At 68.3% G+C, this 23,376-nt stretch carries 20 protein-coding genes and 2 pseudogenes; 10 read left to right on the top strand and 12 right to left on the bottom strand.

Annotated elements, in window-relative coordinates; genetic code table 11:
* Together G6018_RS03995 and gyrA are read right to left on the bottom strand one after the other, a co-directional pair.
* A pseudogene (locus G6018_RS03995) lies at positions 1–187 on the bottom strand (DUF3566 domain-containing protein); the annotation flags it as partial.
* 6 nt (positions 188–193) lie between these two features.
* A complete protein-coding gene (gene gyrA / locus G6018_RS03990; RefSeq protein WP_182638806.1) occupies positions 194–2,716 on the bottom strand; it encodes a DNA gyrase subunit A in 2,523 nt (840 codons plus the stop codon).
* Between the two features lie 336 nt (positions 2,717–3,052).
* On the opposite strand from gyrA, the gene G6018_RS03985 reads away from it, so the two are divergent.
* Positions 3,053–4,402 (top strand): alpha/beta fold hydrolase, encoded by a 1,350-nt coding sequence (locus G6018_RS03985; RefSeq protein WP_182638804.1) that lies wholly within the window; start codon positions 3,053–3,055, stop codon positions 4,400–4,402.
* A 75-nt stretch (positions 4,403–4,477) separates the two neighbouring features.
* On the opposite strand, the gene gyrB is transcribed toward G6018_RS03985, so the two are convergent.
* The 5 genes from gyrB to dnaA all read right to left on the bottom strand — a co-directional run bounded on the left by gyrB (position 4,478) and on the right by dnaA (position 11,912).
* Positions 4,478–6,595, bottom strand: coding sequence for a DNA topoisomerase (ATP-hydrolyzing) subunit B (gene gyrB, locus G6018_RS03980; protein ID WP_179524014.1), 2,118 nt, complete (start codon positions 6,593–6,595; stop codon positions 4,478–4,480).
* 117 nt (positions 6,596–6,712) lie between these two features.
* Positions 6,713–7,267 (bottom strand): DciA family protein, encoded by a 555-nt coding sequence (locus tag G6018_RS03975; RefSeq protein WP_179524013.1) that lies wholly within the window; start codon positions 7,265–7,267, stop codon positions 6,713–6,715.
* Positions 7,264–8,547, bottom strand: a complete 1,284-nt coding sequence (gene recF, locus G6018_RS03970) for a DNA replication/repair protein RecF (protein ID WP_241731002.1) — start codon at positions 8,545–8,547, stop codon at positions 7,264–7,266. Before recF ends, G6018_RS03975 begins: the two co-directional genes overlap by 4 nt.
* A gap of 25 nt (positions 8,548–8,572) precedes the next feature.
* On the bottom strand, positions 8,573–9,748 hold the full coding sequence (gene dnaN / locus G6018_RS03965) for a DNA polymerase III subunit beta (protein ID WP_182609574.1): 1,176 nt from the start codon (positions 9,746–9,748) through the stop codon (positions 8,573–8,575).
* A 682-nt stretch (positions 9,749–10,430) separates the two neighbouring features.
* Positions 10,431–11,912 carry a chromosomal replication initiator protein DnaA gene (dnaA, locus tag G6018_RS03960; protein WP_259844122.1) on the bottom strand — a complete coding sequence of 494 codons (1,482 nt, stop codon included), beginning with the start codon at positions 11,910–11,912 and terminating at the stop codon, positions 10,431–10,433.
* Between the two features lie 551 nt (positions 11,913–12,463).
* On the opposite strand from dnaA, the gene rpmH reads away from it, so the two are divergent.
* The 9 genes from rpmH (at position 12,464) to G6018_RS03915 (ending at position 18,935) form a co-directional block, all read left to right on the top strand.
* Positions 12,464–12,607 (top strand): 50S ribosomal protein L34, encoded by a 144-nt coding sequence (rpmH, locus tag G6018_RS03955; RefSeq protein WP_179524010.1) that lies wholly within the window; start codon positions 12,464–12,466, stop codon positions 12,605–12,607.
* 18 nt (positions 12,608–12,625) lie between these two features.
* On the top strand, positions 12,626–12,991 hold the full coding sequence (rnpA, locus tag G6018_RS03950) for a ribonuclease P protein component (protein ID WP_182609575.1): 366 nt from the start codon (positions 12,626–12,628) through the stop codon (positions 12,989–12,991).
* Positions 12,988–13,317: a membrane protein insertion efficiency factor YidD gene (gene yidD / locus G6018_RS03945; RefSeq protein ID WP_182638802.1), complete on the top strand. Its 330-nt coding sequence runs from the start codon at positions 12,988–12,990 to the stop codon at positions 13,315–13,317. The genes rnpA and yidD overlap by 4 nt, the downstream gene beginning before the upstream one ends.
* A gap of 13 nt (positions 13,318–13,330) precedes the next feature.
* Positions 13,331–14,521, top strand: a complete 1,191-nt coding sequence (gene yidC, locus G6018_RS03940) for a membrane protein insertase YidC (RefSeq protein ID WP_182609577.1) — start codon at positions 13,331–13,333, stop codon at positions 14,519–14,521.
* Positions 14,522–14,650: 129 nt separating this feature from the next.
* The gene (locus G6018_RS03935) at positions 14,651–15,139 is read left to right on the top strand and encodes a R3H domain-containing nucleic acid-binding protein (protein ID WP_179524006.1); all 489 of its coding nucleotides are present in this window, start codon (positions 14,651–14,653) and stop codon (positions 15,137–15,139) included.
* A gap of 285 nt (positions 15,140–15,424) precedes the next feature.
* A complete protein-coding gene (gene rsmG, locus G6018_RS03930) occupies positions 15,425–16,114 on the top strand; it encodes a 16S rRNA (guanine(527)-N(7))-methyltransferase RsmG (protein WP_241731003.1) in 690 nt (229 codons plus the stop codon).
* Positions 16,115–16,222: 108 nt separating this feature from the next.
* Positions 16,223–17,146: a ParA family protein gene (locus G6018_RS03925; RefSeq protein ID WP_179524004.1), complete on the top strand. Its 924-nt coding sequence runs from the start codon at positions 16,223–16,225 to the stop codon at positions 17,144–17,146.
* Positions 17,143–18,243, top strand: coding sequence for a ParB/RepB/Spo0J family partition protein (locus tag G6018_RS03920; protein WP_182609580.1), 1,101 nt, complete (start codon positions 17,143–17,145; stop codon positions 18,241–18,243). The genes G6018_RS03925 and G6018_RS03920 overlap by 4 nt, the downstream gene beginning before the upstream one ends.
* Entirely contained in the window at positions 18,240–18,935 is a 696-nt protein-coding gene (locus G6018_RS03915; RefSeq protein ID WP_182609581.1) for a hypothetical protein, read from the top strand. Before G6018_RS03920 ends, G6018_RS03915 begins: the two co-directional genes overlap by 4 nt.
* Here G6018_RS03915 and G6018_RS03910 read toward each other — a convergent pair.
* From G6018_RS03910 to G6018_RS03890, 5 genes and pseudogenes are all read right to left on the bottom strand, one after another.
* Entirely contained in the window at positions 18,923–20,113 is a 1,191-nt protein-coding gene (locus G6018_RS03910; RefSeq protein ID WP_179524001.1) for an N-acetylmuramoyl-L-alanine amidase, read from the bottom strand. The genes G6018_RS03915 and G6018_RS03910 overlap by 13 nt on opposite strands.
* A gap of 92 nt (positions 20,114–20,205) precedes the next feature.
* Positions 20,206–20,547 (bottom strand): thioredoxin, encoded by a 342-nt coding sequence (gene trxA / locus G6018_RS03905; protein ID WP_179524000.1) that lies wholly within the window; start codon positions 20,545–20,547, stop codon positions 20,206–20,208.
* Positions 20,548–20,625: 78 nt separating this feature from the next.
* Positions 20,626–21,558 carry a thioredoxin-disulfide reductase gene (gene trxB / locus G6018_RS03900; protein WP_179523999.1) on the bottom strand — a complete coding sequence of 311 codons (933 nt, stop codon included), beginning with the start codon at positions 21,556–21,558 and terminating at the stop codon, positions 20,626–20,628.
* 133 nt (positions 21,559–21,691) lie between these two features.
* Positions 21,692–22,318, bottom strand: a complete 627-nt coding sequence (gene sigM, locus G6018_RS03895) for an RNA polymerase sigma factor SigM (protein ID WP_182638800.1) — start codon at positions 22,316–22,318, stop codon at positions 21,692–21,694.
* A 150-nt stretch (positions 22,319–22,468) separates the two neighbouring features.
* Positions 22,469–23,376 (bottom strand): annotated as a pseudogene (locus G6018_RS03890) (hypothetical protein); the annotation flags it as partial.

Raw genomic sequence — 23,376 nt, 5'->3', positions numbered from 1 at the left:
GCAGTCCCTCGGCGCGGTGCTGGGTCGCCGCGGGGAACGACGCGGTCGCGGTCGCGTCGTCGGGGGTGGTCTCCACGGCGGGGGACTCCGCCCCGGTCGTGGAGCTGGCCGACCCGCCGAAGCCCGGCGCAGGGGTGGAACCCTTGGGTGCCGGGCCGCTCTCGGGTCCGTCGCTCGGCTCGGTCATCGCCTTCTACTCCTTGTCGGACCCGGCGTCGAGCCGGTCGTCGTCGTCGGGCTCGTCGGCGTTGCGGGCGATCGCCAGCAGCGAGTCACCCTCGGCGAGGTTCATCAGGCGCACGCCCTTGGTCTGCCGGCCCGCCTTGCGCACCTGCTTGGCGAACGTGCGGATCACGCCACCGCTGGACGTGATGGCGTAGAGCTCGTCCTGCAACTCCACGATCGTCGCACCCACGAGCTTGCCGCGCTTGGGATCGAACATGAGCGTGAGCACGCCCTTGCCGCCCCGGCCCTGGGCGGCGTACTCGGCCAGCGCGGTGCGCTTGGAGTACCCGCGCTCGGTGGCCACCAGCAGGAAGAGCTGGTTCTCGTCCATCTCCGAACGGACCACCGACATGCTGAGCAGGGCGTCGCCGTCGTTGAACCGCATCCCCATGACACCGGACGTCGCACGGCCCATCGGGCGGAGCGTGTCGTCGTTGGCGTGGAACCGGATCGACTGTCCCTTCTCGGAGACCAGGAGGAGGTCGTCCTCGGGGCCGGCGAGGGCGGCACCGACGAGCTCGTCGCCGTCGCGGAGGTTGACCGCGATGAGACCGCCCGAGCGAGGCGAGTCGTAGTCCTCGAGACGGGACTTCTTGACCAGGCCGTTGCTGGTGGCCAGGACCAGGTACGGGGCGTCCTGGTACCCCTTGATCCGGATGACCCCGGCGATCCGCTCCTCCGGCTGGAACGCGAGGAGGTTGGCCACGTGCTGGCCCCGCGCGGTGCGGCTGGCCTCGGGCAGCTCGTAGGCCTTGACGCGGTAGACCCGGCCCTTGGTCGTGAAGAACAGCAGCCAGTCGTGCGTGGAGGAGACGAAGAAGTGCCGGACGATGTCGTCCTGCTTGAGCTCCGCGCCCCGCACACCCTTGCCGCCCCGCTTCTGGGCGCGGTAGAGATCCGTGCGGGTCCGCTTGGCGTAACCCGTCTCCGTGATGGTGACGACGACGTCCTCGCGGGCGATCAGGTCCTCGTCGGTGACGTCGCCGTCGGCCGGGATGATCACGGTGCGTCGGTCGTCGCCGTACTTCTCGACGATCTCGCGGAGTTCGTCTCCGACGATCGCCCGCTGCCGCTCGGGCTTGGCCAGGATGTCCTTGTAGTCGGCGATCTCGAGCTCGATGGCGGCGAGCTGGTCCACGATCTTCTGCCGCTCCAGGGCCGCGAGGCGGCGGAGCTGCATGTCGAGGATGGCCTGGGCCTGGTCGTCGTCGATGTCGAGGAGGTCCTTGAGACCCTCGCGGGCGATGTCGACGGTCTGCGACCGACGGATGAGCGCGATGACCTCGTCGAGAGCGTCGAGCGCCTTGACCAGCCCGCGCAGGATGTGGGCCCGCCGCTCGGCCTCGTCCAGCAGGTACTGGGTGCGCCGGACGATGACCTCGATCTGATGCGTGACGTACAGCCGCACCAGCTGGTGGATCGGGAGCGTGCGCGGCACGCCGTCGACGATCGACAGCATGTTGGCGCCGAACGACGTCTGCAGCTGCGAGTGCTTGTAGAGGTTGTTGAGGACGACCTTGGCCACGGCGTCGCGCTTGAGCGTGATGACGATCCGCAGTCCCACACGGTCGGACGACTCGTCGTCGATCTTGGAGATGCCGGCGATCTTGCCGTCGCGCAGCTGCTCGGCGATCGACAGGATCATGTTGTCCGGGTTGACCTCGTAGGGCAGCTCGGTGATCACGATGACGGTGCGGTTGCCGTCCTCCTCGATGGAGGTCTTGCCGCGCATCCGGATCGAACCGCGCCCGGTGGTGTAGGCGTCCTTGATGCCCTGGTCCCCGACGATGAACCCGTGGGTCGGGAAGTCCGGCCCCTTGATGAAGCCCATGCAGGCGTCGAGCGCCTCGTCGTCCCCGGCGTCCGGGTTCTCCAGAACCCAGTAGACGGCCTCGGCGACCTCGCGGAGGTTGTGCGGCGGCATCTTGGTGGCCATTCCCACCGCGATGCCACTGGAGCCGTTGATCAGCAGGTTCGGTACCCGGGACGGCAGAACGACCGGTTCGGACGTCTTGCCGTCGTAGTTGGGCTGAAAATCGACCGTGTTCTTGTCGATGTCCCGCACCATCTCCATGGCGAGCGGGGTCATCTTGCACTCGGTGTAGCGCATCGCGGCCGCACCGTCGTTGCCGCGCGAACCGAAGTTCCCCTGGCCGTCGACCATCGGGTAGCGCATCGCCCACGGCTGGGCCAGACGGACCAGGGTGTCGTAGATGGCCGAGTCACCGTGCGGGTGGTAGTTGCCCATGGTGTCGGCGACGGGCTTCGCGGACTTCACGTAGCTACGGTCGGGCCGGTAGCCGTTGTCCCACATCGCGTAGAGAATGCGACGGTGGACGGGCTTGAGCCCGTCCCGGACGTCCGGGAGGGCCCGCCCGACGATGACGCTCATCGAGTAGTCGATGTAGCTTCTCTGCATCTCCGCCTGGATGTCGACCGGTTCGATGCGGTCGTGTCCCCCGGCGTCGGGCGGCAACGTCGTGTCCGTCATGGGCTCCTCTTCGGTTCCTCGTCGCGCTGGCTTCTCTCGCAGACGATGTCGCGGGCACGCGCGTGCTCTGACGGCGACCGTACGACCCGCCCAGTCTATAGGTCCTGGGGAAACGGGTTCGAGGGCACGCCTCGGGCACCCTATTATCTGCGAATGGAACGGGTCCTCGACCGCGTGCGTCGCAGGGTCCTCCGGGCGTCACCGCTCCCGGACCCGGTCCTCGCTGACCCTGTCCGCTCGCCCGGTCTCGGGTCGCCTGGTCTCGGGTCGCCTGGTCTCCGGCCGTCTCGACGGATTCCCGTGCCCAGATGATGTGACGCACGTAACATTTCAGTCATGTCGCGCCTCTCCCGTCAGTCCGCCCGCCGGAGTCGTCGTCTCACCGCGGTGGCCGCGACGTCGGTCTTCGTGCTCGTCAGCGGGCTGCCCGCGATCGCCGGCGCCCAGCCGTCGACCCCGGCGCCCCCGAACAGGGACAGCGTCCAGTTCGACCAACCGGGCGGTTTCTACGACACCCGGGGCCTCGCACCCTCGTCCCCGGGCGCCGTCCTCCGTGCGCAACCGGCCGACCTACCGCTCGCGGTGTCCGTCCCCGGACTGCCTCCGCTTCCCTCCCCACTGCCGGCGATGGCTCAGCGGGCCGTCTACCAGACCCTCGACGTCGACGGTCGACCCGTGGCCACATCCGGCGCGCTGTACGACTCGACCGCACCGTGGAACGGTCCCGGTCCACGACCCACCATCGTGATCGGGCCCGGTACGCAGGGTCAGGGCGATGCGTGTGCCCCGTCCCGGAATCTTGAGACGGCGCTCGGCGTGAACCCGCAGACCGGGGGCGCGGTGCCCTCATATGAGCAGGCGTTCGCGCTGGTCCTGGCCGCCCAGGGCTTCCGGGTGATGGTGATCGACTACATCGGGCTCGGCACGCCCGGCGTGCACACCTATTCCGACCGGGTGGAGCAGGCCCACGCCATGCTGGACGGTGCCCGGGCCGCCCGCGCTCTGAGCGGGGACGCTCCCGTGGTGTTCTGGGGTCACTCCCAGGGTGGAGGTGCCTCCGCGGCCGCTGCCGAGCTCGCCCCCGTGTACGCCCCGGACGTCGACCTGCGCGCGGCCTACGCGTCCGCTCCCCCGGCGGATCTGCTGGCGGTGCTCGACCACATCGACGGCTCCACGCTCACCGGTGCGATCGGGTACGCCATCAACGGCATGTCCGAGCGCTTCCCCGCCGTCCAGCAGGTGGTCGACAGGCAGGTCAACGGCGCCGGTCGGGCCGCGCTCGCAGACATCGCCGGCCTGTGCACCCTCGACCTGCGCTCGGCGTACGGGATGCGCACCACCAACGAGTGGACCCACTCGGGCCGCAGCCTCGGAGAGCTGATCCGCTCCGAGCCCGAGGCCTTGCGGGTCCTCGATCACCAGCGGATCGGCCGACTCCGACCCGAGGTCCCGGTGATGGTCGCCGGGGGTGTCAACGACGACATCATCCCGCTCGGTCAGGTCGAGCAGCTCGGCCGGGACTGGTGCGAACAGGGAACGGCCGTGCACTTCCGTTATGAGACGACCCCGCCCGTCGCCGGCGTGACGCACGCCGCGGCGGCCGTGACCAACTTCCCGGCGGCCCTGGACTTCGTCACCCGCCGGCTCGCGGGAGAACCCGCGCCGAACGACTGCGGGAGCCTGTAGCCCACGGGTCGGCGGGTATCTCGCGGGCGATACCGCTGCCCTCCCTGCGAGATGCCCGCCGACCGGGGGCGCGGATCACACGTCGAGGAAGCGGACGTCCCGCGCGTTGCGGGTGATGAAGTTGCGGCGCGCGTCGACGTCCTCGCCCATGAGGATCGAGAACAACTCGTCGGCGGCCGCGGCGTCGTCGAGCGTGACCAACCGGAGGGTGCGCACCGTCGGATCCATGGTGGTCTCCCACAGCTCCTTGGGGTTCATCTCACCGAGACCCTTGTAGCGCTGGATCCCGTCCTCGACGTTGATCTTGCGCTTCTTCTCCAGACCGATCTTGAGGAGCTCGTCGCGCTCGCGGTCCGAGTACGCGAAGTCGGGCTCGCCCTTGCCCCACTTGAGCTTGTACAGCGGCGGCTGCGCCAGGTAGACGTTCCCGTTCTCCACCAGCGGCTTCATGAACCGGAAAAGGAGGGTGAGCAGGAGCGTCGAGATGTGCTGACCGTCGACGTCGGCGTCGGCCATCAACACGATCTTGTGGTAGCGCAGCTTCTCGAGATCGAACTCCTCGTGGATACCCGTGCCCAGGGCGGTGATGATCGCCTGGACCTCCGTGTTCTTGAGGACCTTGTCGATCCGGGACTTCTCGACGTTGATGATCTTCCCGCGCAGCGGCAGGATCGCCTGGAACATCGAGTCCCGACCGGACTTGGCCGAGCCGCCGGCGGAGTCGCCCTCCACGATGTACAACTCGGACTTGGCCGGGTCCTTGGAGCGACAGTCGGCCAGCTTCCCGGGGAGCCCGCCGATATCGGTCGCCGACTTGCGGCGGACCATCTCGCGGGCCTTGCGGGCGGCGACGCGGGCCTGGCTCGAGGCGATGCCCTTGTTGACGATCACCCTGGCCTCGGCCGGGTTGGCCTCGAACCAGTGACCGACGTGCTCCGAGACCTGCCGCTGGATGAAGCCCTTGACCTCGGTGTTGCCCAGCTTCGTCTTGGTCTGACCCTCGAACTGGGGGTCGGAGATCTTGGCCGAGATCACCGCGGCGAGGCCCTCGCGGATGTCGTCACCCGTGAGGTTGGGGTCCTTCTCCTTGAGCAGCTTCTTGTCGCGGGCGTACTTGTTCACCAGTGAGGTCAGCGCGGCGCGGAAGCCCTCCTCGTGGGTGCCGCCCTCATGGGTGTTGATCGTGTTGGCGAAGGTGTGGACCGACTCCGAGTACCCGGAGTTCCACTGCATCGCGACCTCGACCTCGTGGCCCGTGCCCTTGCCCTCGAAGTAGAGGATCGTCTGGTGGATCGCCGTCTTGGACTTGTTGATCGCGGTGACGTAGTCCTTGAGGCCGTCCGGGTAGTGGAAGGTGCGCTTGCGCTCACGGACCTTGACCGGCTCGGCGGGCTCGGTGGTCTCGACGGCGCCCTCGACGAAGGCCTGCTCCGCGTCCACGGCGTGCTCGATGTCCGACCCCTCGTCGGAACCGGGCGCGGAGTCGGATCCGCGACCCTCGCTGTCCGCGATCGCGTCGAGCTCCGCTGCCTGTTCCGCCCGGGACCGTCGATCGGTCAGGGTGATGGTCAGGCCCTTGTTGAGGAACGCCATCTCCTGGAGGCGACGGGCCACCACGTCGAAGTCGTACTCGGTGGACTCGAAGATCGACCCGTCAGCCCAGAAGCGGACCCTGGTGCCGGTTCCCTCGGCGGGCCCGGCGTCGACGAGCTCCTCGGGGACGGCCATGTTGAAGTTCTGCTGCCACAGGCGTCCGTCCCGCTTGATCTGCACCTCGACCCGCGTCGACAGCGCGTTGACCACCGAGATGCCCACGCCGTGGAGACCACCGGAGACCGCGTAGGAGTCGGAGTCGAACTTGCCGCCCGCGTGCAGCTGGGTCATGACGACCTGCACGGTGGGCATGCCCTGCTCGTGCATCTCGACGGGGATGCCACGGCCGTCGTCGATCACCTCGACGCCGCCGTCCTCCAGCAAGGTCACCTTGACACCGGTCGCGTGGCCGGCCATTGCCTCGTCGATCGAGTTGTCCACCACCTCCCAGATCAGGTGGTGCAGACCGCGCGTCCCTGTGGAGCCGATGTACATACCCGGACGCAGCCGGACGGCCTCGAGTCCTTCGAGAACGGTGATCGATGACGCACCGTAGTCGTTCGTGCCCTTCTTGCTGGCCTTGCTCTTGGCGTCCGCCACGTGCGAACTCCTCGCGTCTCGGGGGTCTGGGACCGGCCCAGTCTACCTGCGACAACCCGCGCGCGGCCCCCGGGCTCGCCAGGACGGGCCCGATGGCCACCCGGGTGGCTCCGCCCCTCAGCCGTAGGTGTCCCGCGGCCCACGACCGGACACGTGCAACGGACCCTTCCGCCAACTGGGTTTCTCGGGGCCCTCGATCTTGAGGCGACGCACGTGACCCGGTCCCATGGCCGCGGCGATCTTGCGGAGGATGTCGGCCGCCACGAGCCGGAGTTGGGTCGCCCACGCGGTGCTGGAGGCGCGGACGTACAGCACGCCCTCCTCGAGTCGCTCCGGGGTGGCGTGCGCGGACATGTCCTCGCCGACGATGCGGTCCCACTCCGCGAACAGCCGACCGGTGGTGACCTTGTCGTCCCAACCCCGTCTCTTGGCGACCTGGCCGACGAGTCGCCCGAGCGGCTGGGGATCCCAGGGGTCGGCACCCGACCCGGTCCAGCCACGTTTGCGCAGCCGCTTCCCGCCTCCCACCGGACCGGTCCGCCCGCGACCGACCTGTTTGCCGTCCGCACGAGCCCGTGTGCGTGCCTCCTCGAGGGCCTGCCTCGCGATGTCATAACCGCGTTGTGGCGGGTCGGACGGTGTTATCGGATCCCTCCGCTGATCGTCGGTCACCTGTGGACCTCCCTGGTCGAGGGTGCGGTGTCGTCGTCTCCGTCGTTATGGTCGTCGTCCATAACCTCGTCGTGACGTCCGGCAACCTCGTCGTGACGTCCGGCGGGGCGGCGCGACACCGTGATGTCCGAGTGACGACCCGCGCCCTCCCCCGTCATCACCACGTCATGACGGACCCCCCGCAATCCGTCCGGGACGTCCTCGCCGACCGCCGCGGTCACCAGGACCTGTTCGACGCCGGTCGCCGCCGCCGCGAGGGCGGCACGGCGGTGGCGGTCGAGTTCGGCGAACACGTCGTCCAGGAGCAGGACGGGCTCGATGCCGTCCGCCCGGAAGAGTTCGAGCGATCCGAGGCGCAGGGCGAGGGCGAACGACCAGGTCTCGCCGTGGCTGGCGAACCCTTTGGCGGGCTCGTCACCGAGCGACAGGACCACATCGTCCCGGTGAGGTCCGACGAGGGACATCCCCCGGTCGATCTCGTCCTGGCGTCTCCTCCCGAGCTCGGCGAGCAGGACAGCCTCGACGAGCTCGGGGTCGGCCAACTCGGACTCCTCCGGTGCGGCGCCGACCCGGAACCGGTACGCGAGATCGGCCGGACGGGACTCCGGCGCCAGACCGCGATAGGCATCGACGACCAGTGGTCGCAACTCCTCGAGCAGGAGGACGCGCCCCGCGACGATCCTCGCCCCGAGTTGGGCGAGACGACCGTCCCACACGTCGAGCGTGTCCAGGGCCGCCTCCGCCTCCTCCCCCCTCCCGCGCCGGAGCACGCCGGAGGCGGATTTGAGGAGGGCCGACCGCTGTCGGAGAACGGAGGAGTACTCGGCGAGGTCGCCCCCGTGGGCGGGCCGACGTTGGACCAGGAGCTCGTCGAGCAGTCTGCGACGCTCGGCCGGCTCCCCTCGGACCAGGGCCAGGTCCTCGGGTGCGAAGAGCACGGATTGCACGACGCCGAGGATGTCGCCGAGGCGGCGGCAGGGCGAGGTGTTGAGCCGCGCCCGGTTGGGCCGCCCCGAGTTGAGGGCCAGCTCCACGGTGAGTTCACGTCCGGCGTTGTGGGCGAGGGCGGCGATCATGGCCGTCTCCGCGCCCGTGCGGATCATCGGTGCCTCGGCTGCGACCCGGTGCGATCTCAGGGTGGCCAGCACCCCGACGGCCTCGAGGACGTTCGTCTTCCCGTGACCGTTGCGCCCCACCAGTGTGGTCACCCCGGGCTCCAGCTCCAGCTCGAGCAGAGGCCAGGATCGGAAATCCAGGAGCCTGAGGTGACGCAGGTGCATGCCGGGCGGCTTCGGGAGAGCCGGGTCAGCCCGGCAGGCGGACCGGCATGAGCAGGTAGGTGTGGTTCGAGTCGACGGGGGCGATCGCGCCGTCGGCGTCCGGGGAGGGCAGTTCCTCGGGAGCGGGACGCAGGACCGCGGGACGGCTGGCCTGGGTGAACCCGAACGCGACGCGCGCCGAGTGCATGCTGCCGAGCCCGTCCAACAGGTAACCGGGGTTGAACGCGATGGTCAGGGGCTCACCGAGGAAGTCGACGGGGAGGGTCTCCGAGGCCTGGGCCGCGTCATCCCCGCCCGCGGAGAGCGCCAACTCGCCGTCGGAGAACGTCATCCGGACCTGCACTCCCCGGTCCGCGACCAGCGCGACGCGCTTGATGGCCTGCACCAGCGCGTCGACCTGGACGACCGCCATCGAGGTGTGTTGGGTCGGCAGCAGCTGGCGGACCTTGGGGAACTCGGCGTCGAGGAGCCGCGTCGTGGTGCGCTGCCCGGAGACCAGCACGCCCATGATGCCGTCCGCCCCGACCTCCGAGCCCGCGCCCAGGCTGAGGTCGACACGCCCACCCTGGCCCGCCGACCGGGTCACGTCGGACAACGTCTTGGCCGGGATCAGGACCTCCACGGCCACGTCCTCGCGAGCGGGTTCCCACTCCAGATCGCGGATGGCCAGGCGGAACCGGTCGGTCGCGATGAGGGTGACCCGGGGTCCCTCGATCTCCATCCGGATGCCGGTGAGCATCGGGAGCGTGTCGTCCTTGCCGGCCGCCACGGCGACCTGGGCCACGGCCTCGGAGAACGCGTCGACCGCGGCCGATCCGGTCACCCCGGGCATCGCCGGCAGCTGCGGGTAGTCCTCGACCGGCATCGTGGGCAGGGTGAACTTGGCGGTGCCGCAGTTGATGTACATCTTCTGGGCGCTCACCGTGACCTCGACCGGACGGTCCGGGAGCGCGCGGGCGATGTCGGCTAACAACCGACCGGACACCAGGGTGCTCCCCGGCTCGGACACCTCGGCCGGGACGGAGACCTGCGCGGAGGTCTCGTAGTCGAAACCCGAGATGGTCAGACCGGAGTCCGCCTCGAGGAGAACCCCGCCGAGGATCGGGACCGACGGTCGTGACGGAAGGGTCCGCGCCACCCAGGCCACCGAATCGGCGAAGTCCTCGCGGGTGACGCGGAACGTCGGATCCGTGATCTCCATCGGTGACCTCTTTCTGGGCGGGGCGCGTACCGCCGGTATCTGGACGAGTGGTCTGTTCGCGGCTGCGGTCTCGGGCGTTCTCTGGCGTCCGACGGGGTCCGCCGGATCATCTCCATGAGAGTAACCGCTCCCGCCGACAGCGGGAACACGGAGTCCTGTAACCCGGTCAAGCAGGCTCGCCGTTCCACATACCTACTTCTTACAAGAACTCTCTAGAGAGATAAGTAGTAGTAGTAGGTCCTGTGAAATTGTGAGCCGACGCCTGTCTACGCAGTTCAGGGTGCGATTGTGGCTGTGGACCGAATCGGCTCATCTTGTGACTTGCGAGCGGCGCGGGTGGAATCACAGATTTCGGTCCACCGTCTGTCCACCGCCGGTCCACAGGAACCCACAGAGTTGTCCACAGGTGTGAAGGGTGTGGCACATGGTATGAGGGGGGTCACATTTACATGTCGGAACGGTCACACGACTCCGACTCTCGAGAACCGGGGGTGGTCCGTGGGGCGGGCGTGTGCGGCGCCGGGCCACTCGGGGGGCGGCCCGACGAGGAGCCACGCGGAACCGAGCGGTCCGGCCCGACGAGGGCATGGACGAAGGCATCGGCGAGCGCACGGACGAGCCGCCGCAGGAGCAGCAGAGGGATCGCGTGGGTGTGCGGCCGGGGGGACGGGTCGGAGAGCCGTCAGAGAGACCGCGAGCGTTCCTTGATCCGGGCGGTGAGCTCCTGGATCTGGTCGTACATGCGCCGGTCGTCCTTGATCTCCTTGAGGATCTTCCGCTGGGCGTACATGACCGTGGTGTGGTCCTTGCCGCCGAAGGTGACGCCGATCTTGGGTAGCGAGAGGTCCGTGAGCTCTCGACAGAGGTACATCGCGATCTGGCGGGCGCGGGAGAGAGACCGGGTCTTCGACGTCCCGCAGAGCTCGTCGATGCTGGTGGAGAAGAACTCCGCGGTCACCGCCATGATCGTCGCGGCCGAGATCTGGAGGGAATCGTCGTCCGAGACCACGTCGCGCAGGACCACCTCGGCCAACGGGACGTCGATCTCGTGTCCGTTGAGGGAGGCGAACGCGACGACCCTGATCAGCGCACCCTCGAGCTCGCGGATGTTGCGCTGCACGCGTGTGGCGATCAGCTCCAGGACATCGCGGGGGACCACGTAGTTCTCCGACTTGGCCTTCTTGTCGATGATCGCGATTCGCGTCTCGAGCTCGGGCGGCTGGATGTCCGTGATGAGACCCCACTCGAAGCGGGTACGCAGCCTGTCCTCGAGGGGCTGGAGCTGCTTGGGGGGCCGATCGGAGGAGATGACGATCTGCTTCTGGGCGTTGTGGATCGTGTTGAAGGTGTGGAAGAACTCCTCCTGCACCTGCTCCTTGCCGATGAGGAACTGGATGTCGTCGACCAGGAGGATGTCGGCCTCGCGGTACCGCTTCTTGAACATGTTCTGGCGGCCGTCGCGGACGGAGTTGATGAAGTCGTTGGTGAACTCCTCGGTCGAGACGTACTTGACCTTCTGTTCGGAGTACATCCTCAGGGAGTAGTGCCCGATCGCGTGGAGCAGGTGTGTCTTGCCGAGCCCCGACTCGCCCCAGATGAACAGCGGGTTGTAGGCGCGCGCCGGGGCCTCCGCGACTGCGAGCGCCGCCGCTCGGGCGAACCGGTTGGAGTTCCCCTGGACGAACGCGCTGAACGTGTACCGCTCGTTGAGTCCAGGCGCGGTCGCCGCCGACAGGGCCTCGTCGCGGTCGCTGCCGTGCAGCAGTCGTTCGGCCGCGATCTGCTCCTCGGTCATGCGGACCGGGCGCGAGGTGGCCGGTGGATGGGAGGCCTCCGGCTCGGGTCGGTGTATCTCGTCGACGTCGATCCGGGGATCGTCGGCATCGGAGTGGTGGTGCCGGCCGGCGAGGGAGGTGTCGACCTTGACCGCCAGATCGACGGGCTCCCCGAGTTGGGAACTGAGCGCGCGGGTGATCGGCCCGCGCAGGATCGACTCGATGTTGTCCCGGGCGAACGCGGACGGCGCGGCGAGCATCGCGAACCCGTTGACCACGGCGATCGGTTGGACGAGACGCAACCAGGCCTGCTGCTGGCGGGACAACGCGGGATTGTCATCGCTGGCCAGAGACGGGTCGGTCAGCTTGTCGAGGACCGCGCTCCACACGTGTTCGAGGTCAGGAGACACGGTGGGCGGTCTCCTCTCGTCGGTGTGAAGCGGTTCCGGGTGGCCGACCCTCTCGGCCCGGCCGGGCACCACACTCTATCCACAGGCTCCGACCCAGGTCCAACGCGGTATCCACATGGTTGTCCACAGCTGTGGAAGATAGACCGGCCCCGCGGTGGCGGGTTCGGTCTCCAGTGCGTGAGGGTGGGGTCTGCTGCGTCGTGATTACGTTAGGCGGCCCGGGTGGGGCTCGATGATGAATGACCGTAACAACACCGTGAACTCGTGGGCAACCCTCAAGATCAACTGGAGGGCGGATGTCAAGCATCCGGCGTCCCGGCGTGTTGCCGTGGCCTGCAGGGTGGTACCGATGGTGCGGATGTGATTACACGGTTTGGTGGCGAGGCCATCGTGCGCGTAATCTTGAGCAGTCTGTCGCGCGCCCGTGAGGCGTGCGGCGCGTCGTGGTACCGCCCGTCAGTGGTGTTTCGACGACATCAGGAACTCGATCGGGCGCACGAGTGGCGCCTACTTCACGTGAGGAGCCAGTCATGGCCAAGGGCAAGCGGACCTACCAGCCGAACAACCGTCGTCGTGCCAAGGTGCACGGCTTCCGTCTCCGGATGCGCACGCGCGCCGGTCGCGGCATTGTCGGCGCTCGCCGCCGTAAGGGCCGCGCCTCGTTGACGGCCTGATCCGGGCCGGGGTGGCGGGTGCTTCCCAGGACCCACCGGCTCCACCGTTCCGCTGACTTCGCGGCGGTGGTGCGGAGGGGTGCGAGGAAGGGCCGCCGGACGATGGTCGTACACGCCCACGTGGACTCTTCGGACGTCCGCGTGGGCGGTCCTCGTTTCGGCCTGGTCGTCAGCAAAGCCGTCGGTGACTCGGTGACCCGCCACCGTGTCAGCCGGCGGCTTCGTCATATCGCCGCCGAGTTGCTGGCGGAGCTCGATCCCGATCTCCTGATCGTGGTCAGGGCCAATCCGGCCTCTGCGGCGGCCTCCCATGACGATCTGGTCCGCGATATGCGTTCCGGTCTGTCCTCCGCGGTGCCGCGTGCTCGTGAGGAGCGGTCATGACCGAGGGCCGCCACGGCCCCGTGGCCCGGGTCCTTCTGTGGATGCTCGACTTCTACCAGAAGGGGATCTCGCCCCTGACCCCACCGAGCTGTCGGTTCGAACCCACCTGCAGCAGTTACGCGGTCGAGGCCGTTCGAGTGCACGGCGCCTGGTACGGGACGTGGCTCTCGGTGTGGCGGTTGTTGAGGTGTGGTCCCTGGACTCCCGGCGGGTGGGATCCGGTCCCGGAACCCCGTTCCGCCGAACCCCGTTCCGCCGAACCGCGAGCCCCGGACCATCCCGCGGATCATCCCCACGAGCATCCCGACAACTCCGAACGAAGCTAGGACTCCACCACCGATGTCGTTCATCACCGACCCTCTGGTCTACTACCCGATCTCCGGGATCCTCTGGTTCTGGCACAAGATCTTCGCGTTCCTCGGGGGCTTTCTTCCCTGGGTGGAGTCACCCGACTCCAACGGCGCCATCTGGGCGCTCTCCGTGATCTTCCTCGTGGTCACCCTCCGCATCCTGCTGTTCTGGCCGGCGGCCAAGCAGATCCGCTTCTCGCGGAAGATGCAGGAGATGCAGCCGCGGATGAAGGAGCTGCAGAAGCGGTACAAGAACGATCGCGAGAAGCTCGCCACCGAGACGCGCAAGCTCCAGAAGTCCGAGGGGTTCAATCCGGTCCTCGGTTGTCTGCCGATGTTCATCCAGATCCCCGTCTTCCTGGGTCTGTTCCATGTGCTCCGGTCCTTCAACCGGATGGGCAACAACTTCGGTGCGCTCGGTATGAGCGCGGAGGAGACGCGGAACACCGGCAACTACGTCTTCAACGCGGACGAGGTCCAGAGCTTCCTGGACGCGCGGCTGTTCGGCGCTCCCCTGTCGTCGTTCATCTCCCAGCCGATCGAGCAGTTCCAGGCGTTCGTCGACCCCGGGGCGGCACTGGACTTCGAGCGCTGGAACATCATCATCGTGGCCATCCCGCTGATGATCGTCTCGGCGGTCACCACGCACCTCAACGCCAGGATCTCGCTGTCCCGCCAGTCGCCTGAGGCCGCGGCCAACCCGCAGGCCAAGATCATGAACCAGTTGATGCTGTGGGCCTTCCCCATCGGCATCCTGGTCACCGGCGCGTTCTGGCCGATGGCGATCCTCGTCTACATGGTCACCAACAACCTGTGGACCCTCGGCCAGCAGTACTACCTCTTCGAGAAGATGGCCAAGGAGGACGACGTGGCCGCCCTCAAGCGCCGTGAGGAGCAGAAGTCCCTCGCCCCGCGGGTCGGCGTGAAGCCCGTCAACCCCAAGAGGGGCCGGGGTGCCCCGACAGGTACCGCCGTGGCCTCCCAGGAGACGGTGGCCGGTGTGACGTCGGATGACGACGACGACCCGGACGCCGCCCCGGCGGTCGCTCCCGCGCCCTCTCCGGGCGCGGCTCCTCGGCCGGGTCAGAGACCTCAGCAGCCGGGCGGTCAACGGACGCGCCCCGCACAGAAGAGCGGCGGGGGAAGCGGTAAGGGCAAGAAGAAGAAGCGTAAACGCTGACCGCAGGTCAGTCAGACCACCGACAAGGTCCCCGATGCCCCGGCATCGGGGACCTTGTCCCATACTTGGGGTGAGTACTCGCCGGCCAGGACGGGCGCGGCGATCGGCGGCGATGACGGAGGCAGATCCATGTCGAAGAAGAACATCGAGGTGTCGGAGGAGCGTCTTGTCGAGGAGGGCGAGGTGGCCGGTGACTATCTCGAGCAGCTCTTGGACATCCTGGACTTCGACGGGGACATAGATCTGGATGTCGAGGGCGATCGTGCGATCGTCAGCATCGACGGGAGCGAGGATCTGGATCGCCTCGTGGGTTCCGACGGTGCGGTTCTCGACGCCGTGCAGGAACTGACCCGGTTGGCCGTTCAGCAGGAGCTGGGAGATCGCAGCCGGTTGATGTTGGACATCTCCGGGTGGCGCGCTGCCAAACGCGAGGCGTTGACCGAGGCCGGTCGGGTGGCCGCACTGCGGGTGCTCGAGTCCGGCGAACCCGAGGAGCTCGAGCCGATGACCCCGTTCGAGCGGAAGGTCATCCACGATGCGATAGCGGAGATCGAGGGAGTGTCCTCGGACTCGACCGGGGCCGAGCCGAATCGGCGGGTCGTGGTCCTGCCGACCTGACCGAGCTGCCGGCCTGACCGAGCCGGTTCGAGTGCCGGACAGCGAGACGAACGGGGGCGCGGGCGTGGAGCCCGCGCCCCCGGCGTCATGTAGGGGTTGAGCGTGGTGCGGACACGGCGACTTACATCGATGTTATTCGGGGGATGTTTCACGTGAAACCAGAGGCGATGAGCGCCGGAAGAGGACGACGGTGACATGAACGAGGACACAGGGCACGAAACGACACGTGACGCGGTCGATGCGTCCACAAGCGATGACGCCCGGGACGATACGAGTGAGACGTCAATGGTCGAGACTCCCCCGGAACCTCCCACCGGCGCGGGTTCAGTGTTCGGCGACCGCCTCCCCCTCGCGGTCAGGTACGTGGAGATCCTCGCGACCGCCGGTCTGGAGCGGGGACTGATGGGACCACGCGAGCGCCCGCGGCTGTGGGACCGCCATGTACTCAACAGTGCGGCGGCCGCCGTCGGCTTCATGGAGAACGAGTCGGTGGTCGACATCGGCAGCGGCGCCGGCCTACCGGGCATCCCGCTCGCGCTTGCCCGGCCCGATCTCCGCATCACTCTGGTCGAGCCCCTCCTCCGTCGGTCGACCTTTCTGCTCGAGGTGGTCGACCAACTGGGACTGGATGTTCGTGTCGTGCGCGGTCGTGCCGAGGAGAAGGACGTGATCGCAGACGCCGGCGGCGCTGACGTGGTGACGTCGCGGGCCGTCGCTCCGCTCTCGCGGCTCGCCGGATGGTCTGCGCCGTTGCTCAGACCGGGTGGTCGGATGGTGGCGCTGAAGGGGGCCTCCGCCGCGGACGAGATCGAACGAGACGAGCGAGCCCTCCGGAAACTGGGCTTCGATGGTGCGCGCGTCGAGGTCGTGTCCGCACCGGATGCGGAGAAGACGAGGCTGGTCATTGCGACGCTCGCGACTAGAGTGGGTAGCCGTGGCTCCCGCTCTCGCGCACGCGGTTCACGGCATCGGTGATGTCCGTCGGAATCGCAGCGGGCGATGTCGGTTTCACGTGAAACACTGGCGGCAGGGGCATCGGGACGATGCGCTGAGTTGCTCTGACAGGTAGTTGAAAGGTGACGGATGTCCGAAGACGAGACCCCGATCTTCGCGGCCGCACGGCAGGCGAACGAGGTACTCCACGGCGACGCCCCCGCGTTGCCGAGACCCCCGCATCCGCGGATCATCACCATCGCCAACCAGAAGGGTGGGGTGGGTAAGACCACCTCGACGGTCAATCTTGCGGCGTCTCTCGCCCTCGGTGGTCTCGGTGTCCTGGTGATCGACATGGACCCGCAGGGCAACGCCAGCACCGCGCTCGGAGTGGATCACCGGGAGGGAACCCCGTCGAGCTACGAGCTCCTCATGTGGGAGCACGCCCTGGAAGACCTCATGCAGAGCAGTCCCCATGCCGAGCGTCTGTTCTGTATCCCGGCGACGATCGATCTCGCGGGATCCGAGATCGAATTGGTGGGCCTCGACCACCGGGAGCATCGGCTCGCCGAGGTGCTCAACAGCGAGGACCTCGTGTCGTTGGGCATTGACTATGTCCTGATCGACTGTCCCCCCTCGTTGGGACTGCTCACGGTGAACGCGATGGTGGCGGCGAGTGAGGTGCTGATCCCTATCCAGTGCGAGTACTACGCGCTCGAAGGGGTCGGCCAGTTGCTGCGCAATGTCGAGTTGATCCAGCAGCACCTCAACCGGTCGTTGGAGATCTCCACCATCATGCTGACGATGTACGACGGACGGACCAAGCTCGCAGAGCAGGTCGCTGGCGAGGTCCGTACCCACTTCGGTGACACGGTGCTCCGTACCGTCATCCCCAGGAGCGTCAAGGTGTCGGAGGCTCCCGGGTACGGGATGACCATCCTCCAGTACGACGCCGGATCCCGCGGCGCTCTCGCGTACCTGGACGCGGCGAAGGAGCTCAACAGCCGCGCGGATCGACTGCACTCACACGTGGAGGACGACCGTGTGTCCACCGGCACGGAGGAGAGTCGATGAGTCAGCAACGCAGGGGTGGTCTCGGTCGGGGGCTCGCCGCCCTGATCCCCACGGGGCCGGACGAGGGTCCACGTCTGGGCAGTGATGCAGCCGACGTGATCCTGGGTCCCAGGGGCGGTGGTCCGCGGACCACTCCCCCCAGGCCGAGGTCCAGCGGTCCGGGGATGTCGGCAGCGAGCAACGTCTCCGTCGACGACGCCGATCGGGCACCCCGTCCGGACGGTGCGAGGGACGACGATGTTTCACGTGAAACCGACGACCTCGTGGATCCCGGCGCGGTGTATCGAGAGATCCCTCCGTCGGCGATCGAGCCGAACCCGAAACAGCCCCGAACCCATTTCGACGAAGAGGCGCTGGCCGAGCTGGCTCACTCCGTCAAAGAGTTCGGGCTCCTCCAGCCGATCGTCGTCCGTGAGATCGCGGCCGGCCGATATCAGCTCATCATGGGCGAGCGACGCTGGCGCGCGAGCCAACGGGCCGAGCTCCCGACGGTCCCGGCGATCGTGCGGCAGACCGACGACGAGGATCTCCTCCGGGACGCGCTTCTCGAGAACATCCATCGGGTCCAGCTCAATCCCCTCGAGGAGGCGGCGGCGTACCAACAGCTCCTTGAGGAGTTCGACGTGACGCAGGCCGAGCTCGCGACCCGGATCGGTCGGTCGCGTCCGGCCATCACCAACAGCATCCGTCTGCTCCAGTTGCCGACCGCTGTCCAGCGCCGGGTGGCGGCCGGTGTGCTGTCCGCCGGCCATGCCCGAGCACTGCTGGGCCTCGAGGCCGGGGCGCCCGCCCAGGACGAGCTCGCAGCGCGAATCGTGGCGGAGGGCCTGTCGGTCCGGGCCACGGAGGAGATCGTCACACTGTTGAACCGGGAGGGCGACGGTACGGCGTCGAGGCCCTCCCCCGCGCCACAGGGTCGCCGACGGGATCCTGAGTTGGAGGCGGTGGCGGGTCGACTGTCCGATCGCTTCGAGACGTCGGTGTCGGTCACCATGGGGCGGCGAAAGGGGCGCATCACGATCGACGTGGGCGACGCCGATGACCTGAACCGGGTCCTGACGCTACTCGAGGGCGGGACGCCCGGATCGCCGCGATGAACTCGATCCGGCCGCTCGACCTCTCCGCCGTGGACCAGCTCGGGCCCCGGGCTCGCAAATGTGTGTACTGGCAGACTGACGGGCAGGTCGGCCAGGACGAGCCGGGGGATCCCGAGTTCGAGAAGGAGGCGTGGATCTCCCACGTGTCCCTGGAATGGGGTGTGTGTGGTCAGATAGCCAGCTATGGTGACCGCTCGACCGGGGCGGCGTTCTACGCGCCCCCCGGGATGGTGCCGCGTGCGGCCTGCTTCCCGACCTCCCCGGTGGGCTCGGACGCCATCCTCCTGGCGGGGTTGAGCATCGAGCACGGGGCGCCCGGCGGTGCGCTGACCTCGCTCCTCGATGCGGTGGTGGTGGATCTGCGCCGACGCGGAATCAAGGCGATTGAGGCCTTCGGGGTGACGTCCGGGGACACCGGGGACGTACTGTCACGTGACACGTGTGGTTCGGAGTCGTGCATCGCTCCGACCGGCTTCCTCGTGGAGCACGGGTTCACCGTCGTGGCCGAGCACGAGACCCATCCGAGACTCCGACTCGATATCGAGAGTGAGCATCTCTGGAAGGCCGACGTCGAGAGGGCGCTCGATCAGCTCTTCGCGGAGCGGGGATTCGCCACCAGGAGGCTGGGGGTGTTGTCCGGGGCGACCGCCCGGCACACGGTGGACCCGCGGGCGGGACGTCAGTCCCGCTGACGCTGTTCGTAGTCGATCAGCTCGTTGACGGACATCGACCCGGTGGGGTGATCGTCCTCGTCGAGTAGGTAGAGGCGCTTCACCCCCACGAGGATGGAGTCGATGATGGTGTCCTGTGCGGTGCGGTCCCCGAGGATGGAGAGATCGCGGGGATTGTAGGCGTACCCCAGGACGATCTGGATGGACGGCATCCGGGTCATCCGGAGAAGGGGCCAGCTCCGCCCGTGGGTGCGACAGTCGCGGAGACTGGTGCGACTGACGATCTCGCGCTGGATGAACCCGGACAGCGCCTCCCCGAGCATCGACTCGGCACCCAGGGAGTTGCCGAAGTAGAAGGTGGCGACACCGTTGCCCACCGGGTTGGGATGCCGGTCCAGGCGGAGCGAGATCATGAGATCGGCGTTGAAGGCGTTCGCGATCTCGGCGCGCTCGGGGTCGGTCGGGATCATCGCCTCCGGCCGGGAGAGGAAGACCTCGACCCCCGCCTGGTTCATCCGCTCGGACAACCGCCGGGTGATGTCCCAGAGCAGCTCGGCATCCGTGATGGTTCCGTGCGGGGTGTCCATGCGGATCGGGTTCTCCGAACCGCTGGGGCCGGGGTCCAGGACGATCCGCTTGCCGGCGAGCATCGGGCCGGAGGTCCGCGCCCGCTCGCGCTCGACCAGCGAGGAGACGTCCCCACCCTTGAACAGGGTGGAGAACCTGTTCAGGGTGTCCAGGGTCTCGGCTCCCACGACGCCGTCCGCGGGCAGGCCGCAGTCCCGCTGGAAGTCCGTCGCCGCGGCATGGGTGAGGGGACCGAAGGTGCCGTCGACCAGTCCCGCGTAGAAACCGAGTTCCCCGAGCCGACGCTGGAACTGCGCCACGTCGTCCCCCGCCATGGGCCTGGAGACGATGTAGCTGAGATCGCGGGTCCCGAGGACGTGGGTGGCGTCATGGAGCGCCGCCTGGGTCGACGGACCCACGATGCCGTCCGAGATGAGCCCACGGGCCTGCTGGAAGGCCAGGACGGCCGTCTCCAGGTCGGCGTCGAACACGGCGTCGGTCCGGGCCAGGATCGATCCGGTCTGGGGTTCGGTGACCCCGACGGACTCGATGTTGTGCAACAGGCCCATTCCCGCGAGGGTCGCCCGGATCGAGGCCACCTCGGGCCCACGGTCACCGCGTCGCCACGCCATGGTTCTCCTCCGCTCCACTCGACTGGGTACCCGGATGAACTTACCGCCTCCGGCGCGGACGTGCCCGGAGCGCACCCGAGTGGGCGGGGCGTCTAGAGGACGTCCCCGAGCTCGGTGCGCAGCGCCGACTTGGACTTCGCTCCGGTGATGCGCTTGACCGGCTTGCCCTCGGAGAACAGCAGCATCGCCGGGATGGCGGTGATCTGGTACTCGGCGGCGAGCTCCTGGTTGGCCTCCACGTCGACCTTGGCGACCGTGAGCTTGTCGGACTCGGCTCCGGCGAGCTCGTCCAGGACCGGCGCCATCATGGTGCAGGGGCGGCACCACGTGGCCCAGAAGTCCACCAGGACGGGCTTCGACCCGCTGGCGGCGAGCACGGCCTCGGCGAAGTCGTCCTCGGTCACGTCGATGATGTTAGGGGTGTTCACGGCCATTGTGGTGGGTCCTTTCGGGGTGGGGGTGTGGGCGTCCCGGGTGTCCCGCCCGCGCGGATCGGGTCCGCCCGGTGGGGGTCAGGCCTGCTCGGCGAGCCAACGCTCGGAATCGATCGAGGCGGCGCACCCCGAACCGGCGGCCGTGATGGCCTGCCGGTAGCGGTGGTCCACCAGGTCGCCGCAGGCGAAGACCCCCGGGATCGAGGTCGCGGTGGTCTGGCCGGTGAGGACGTACCCGTCCTCGTCGACCTCCACCTGGTCCCGGACCAATTCGGAGCGCGGGTCGTGACCGATCGCCACGAACATCGCGGCCGTCTCGAGTTCGCTCGTCTCACCGGTGACCGTGTTGCGCAGCTTGAGGCGCTCGACCGATCCACTGGCACCCGAGAGCACCTCGTCGACCGTGGTGTTGAGGACGAACGAGATCTTCTCGTTCTCCTTGGCCCGTTCGAGCATGATCTTGGAGGCGCGGAACTCCTCCCGCCGGTGCACGATGGTCACCGAGGAACCGAACTTGGTGAGGAAGGTGGCCTCCTCCATGGCGGAGTCGCCGCCGCCCACCACGACGATCGGCTTGTCCCGGAAGAAGAATCCGTCGCAGGTGGCGCAGGAACTCACGCCACGGCCGAGGTACTCCTGCTCGCCGGGGACGCCGAGGTAGCGTGCGGCGGCGCCCATGGCGAGGATCACGGCGCGGGCGCGGTGCTCCTCCTCCCCCACGCGGACGATCTTGACCTCGCCGGCCAGGTCCATCGAGGTGACGTCCTCCATGCGGAGGTCGGCGCCGAAGCGCTCGGCCTGCTCCCGCATCTGCATCATCAGGTCTGGGCCCATCATCCCCTCGGCGAAGCCCGGGAAGTTCTCGACCTCCGTGGTGGTCATGAGCGCACCGCCGAACTGCGAACCCTCGAACACCACCGGCTTGAGCTCGGCCCGAGCGGAGTAGATGGCGGCGGTGTACCCGGCCGGGCCGGATCCGACGATGATGACGTCGTGGAGGGTGTCGCTCATGGGTTCTTCGGACTCCTTGGCGGGTGGGGAACGTGGGCCGGGACGATCTGCGGATCCACACGATCTGCGGAACCACTATGCCGATCGATGGATCTACTAAGGCGACAACACCCGGCGGGTCGGTGTTGTTCCCTCAGTCGGTGAGGGTGACCCCCGCGAGCAGCACGCTGAGCTTGGCCCGCCCGCGCGAACACCGGCTCTTGATGGTGCCGGGGCGGGCGTTGAGCAGGTGGCACGCCTCGGCCACCGTGCAGCGCAGCATGTCGACGACGACGACCGCGTCCCGCTGGTCGGTGGGCAGCTCCGCCAGGGCCTCGGCGACGATGATCGCGTAGGCGGGGTCCTGGTAGAAGTGGTCCCGCAGCGAGATCTCCTCGTGGAGTCTGGGAGTGAGCTCGGAGTGGGTGCGCAGGCGTTGTGACCGCATCTTGTCCAGGCAGGCGTTGACCACGATGCGGTAGAGCCAACCCTGGACGGGGCAGGCGTGGCGGAAGGAGTCGGCCTTCCGGTACGCCGAGATGAGGGCGTCCTGGAGCGCCTCGGCGGCGTCCTCACGGTTGAAGGAGGTCCGTATGGCCAGCCGCCACAGGTAGTCGTAGTGGCGCCGGACGAGGGCGGAGAACGCGTCCGGGTCGCCGGCGATGTGCGCGTCGAGCAGTTGGACGTCCGAGAGCGCGGACCCGGCCGTGAGGGGCGACCCGGCGGTGAGCGGGGAGCGTCCCGTGACCGTGGAGAGATCGTCGACGGCGCTGGTGTTCACGGCGGTGACGTTAACGCGGCGGGGACCGCCGTGGGGCTGTCACCTCGGGCCCGGGAGCGGGCAGCCGGCTCGACCTCGCTCGCGACCTCGCTCGCGACGTCGCTCTCGTCGTCGATGCGGCCGGGAGGGCTCGGCCGTGGCCGGGCCGGATCACCGGGTGAGAAGGATCTCGCTGATCGACGCCGCGTACGACTCGGGGCCGGAGGTACCGAGCCGGGTGAACCACACGATCAGGTACCGGGACTCCTCGGGCTCGTCGATCGTCACGGTCCCCGAGCCGTCCCGGATCGTCCCCTCGCCGAGCAGGGTGGTGTCCTCGAGAGAGTCCGGGGACGCACTGTCGGCGACCCGGACCTCGAAGCGCACACCGTCGTCGTCCGAGTGGACCACCACGCGCCGGGTCTCCTGCTCGCCGTCGAGGGTCAACAGGAGGCCCACCCCGGGCTTGTACGCGGCCCCGCCGTCGCCGAGCTGGTTGCGGTAGGTGTCGGTGGACCACGAGGTCGACCTGTCACCGTCCGCGACGTTCGGGGCGCTCGAGGAGTTCTCTGCGACCCCCGCCGACCCGACGGGCTGCCACGAGGTGACGTCCGAGACCGTGACGGGCGTGGACGGTGCCTCACGGGTGGGCTCGGTCTCCCCCGGGCCCGACTCGTCCGATGCGGGCTCGGTGGTCGCGGCGGACCTGCTGGCCTGGGCGGCCCGTTCGATCGCGTCGAGTTGCTGGGACAGGGGGGTCTCGTCGCCGCCACCGGCCAGCGCCCCGAGTAGCCACGCGGACAACAGCGCGATCACCACGACGGCCGCCGCGCTGGTGCCGGCCATGATCTGCCAGCGACGTTTCTGGGTGGCCTCGTCCGGCTGTGGGTAGGCCTCGTCGATTCGGTCCGCGTCGTATCGGTCTGCGCCATACCGGTCCGTATCGAGCCCACCGTGGGACTGCCGGTCCGGAGTGACGCCGCGCGCCAGTCCCCCCGTCCCGTCCCCCGGCCGGTCGCGCGGGCCGGCCACGGGGTCACCGTGTCCGGGTGCCGTGGGGACGGCGGATCCGGACGAGG

This window comes from Dietzia sp. DQ11-44, assembly GCF_014145205.1.
Classification (GTDB): Bacteria; Actinomycetota; Actinomycetes; order Mycobacteriales; family Mycobacteriaceae; genus Dietzia; species Dietzia natronolimnaea.
The sequence above is the reverse complement of the archived record's forward strand: the minus strand, read 5'-3'. Positions and strand labels throughout refer to the sequence as shown.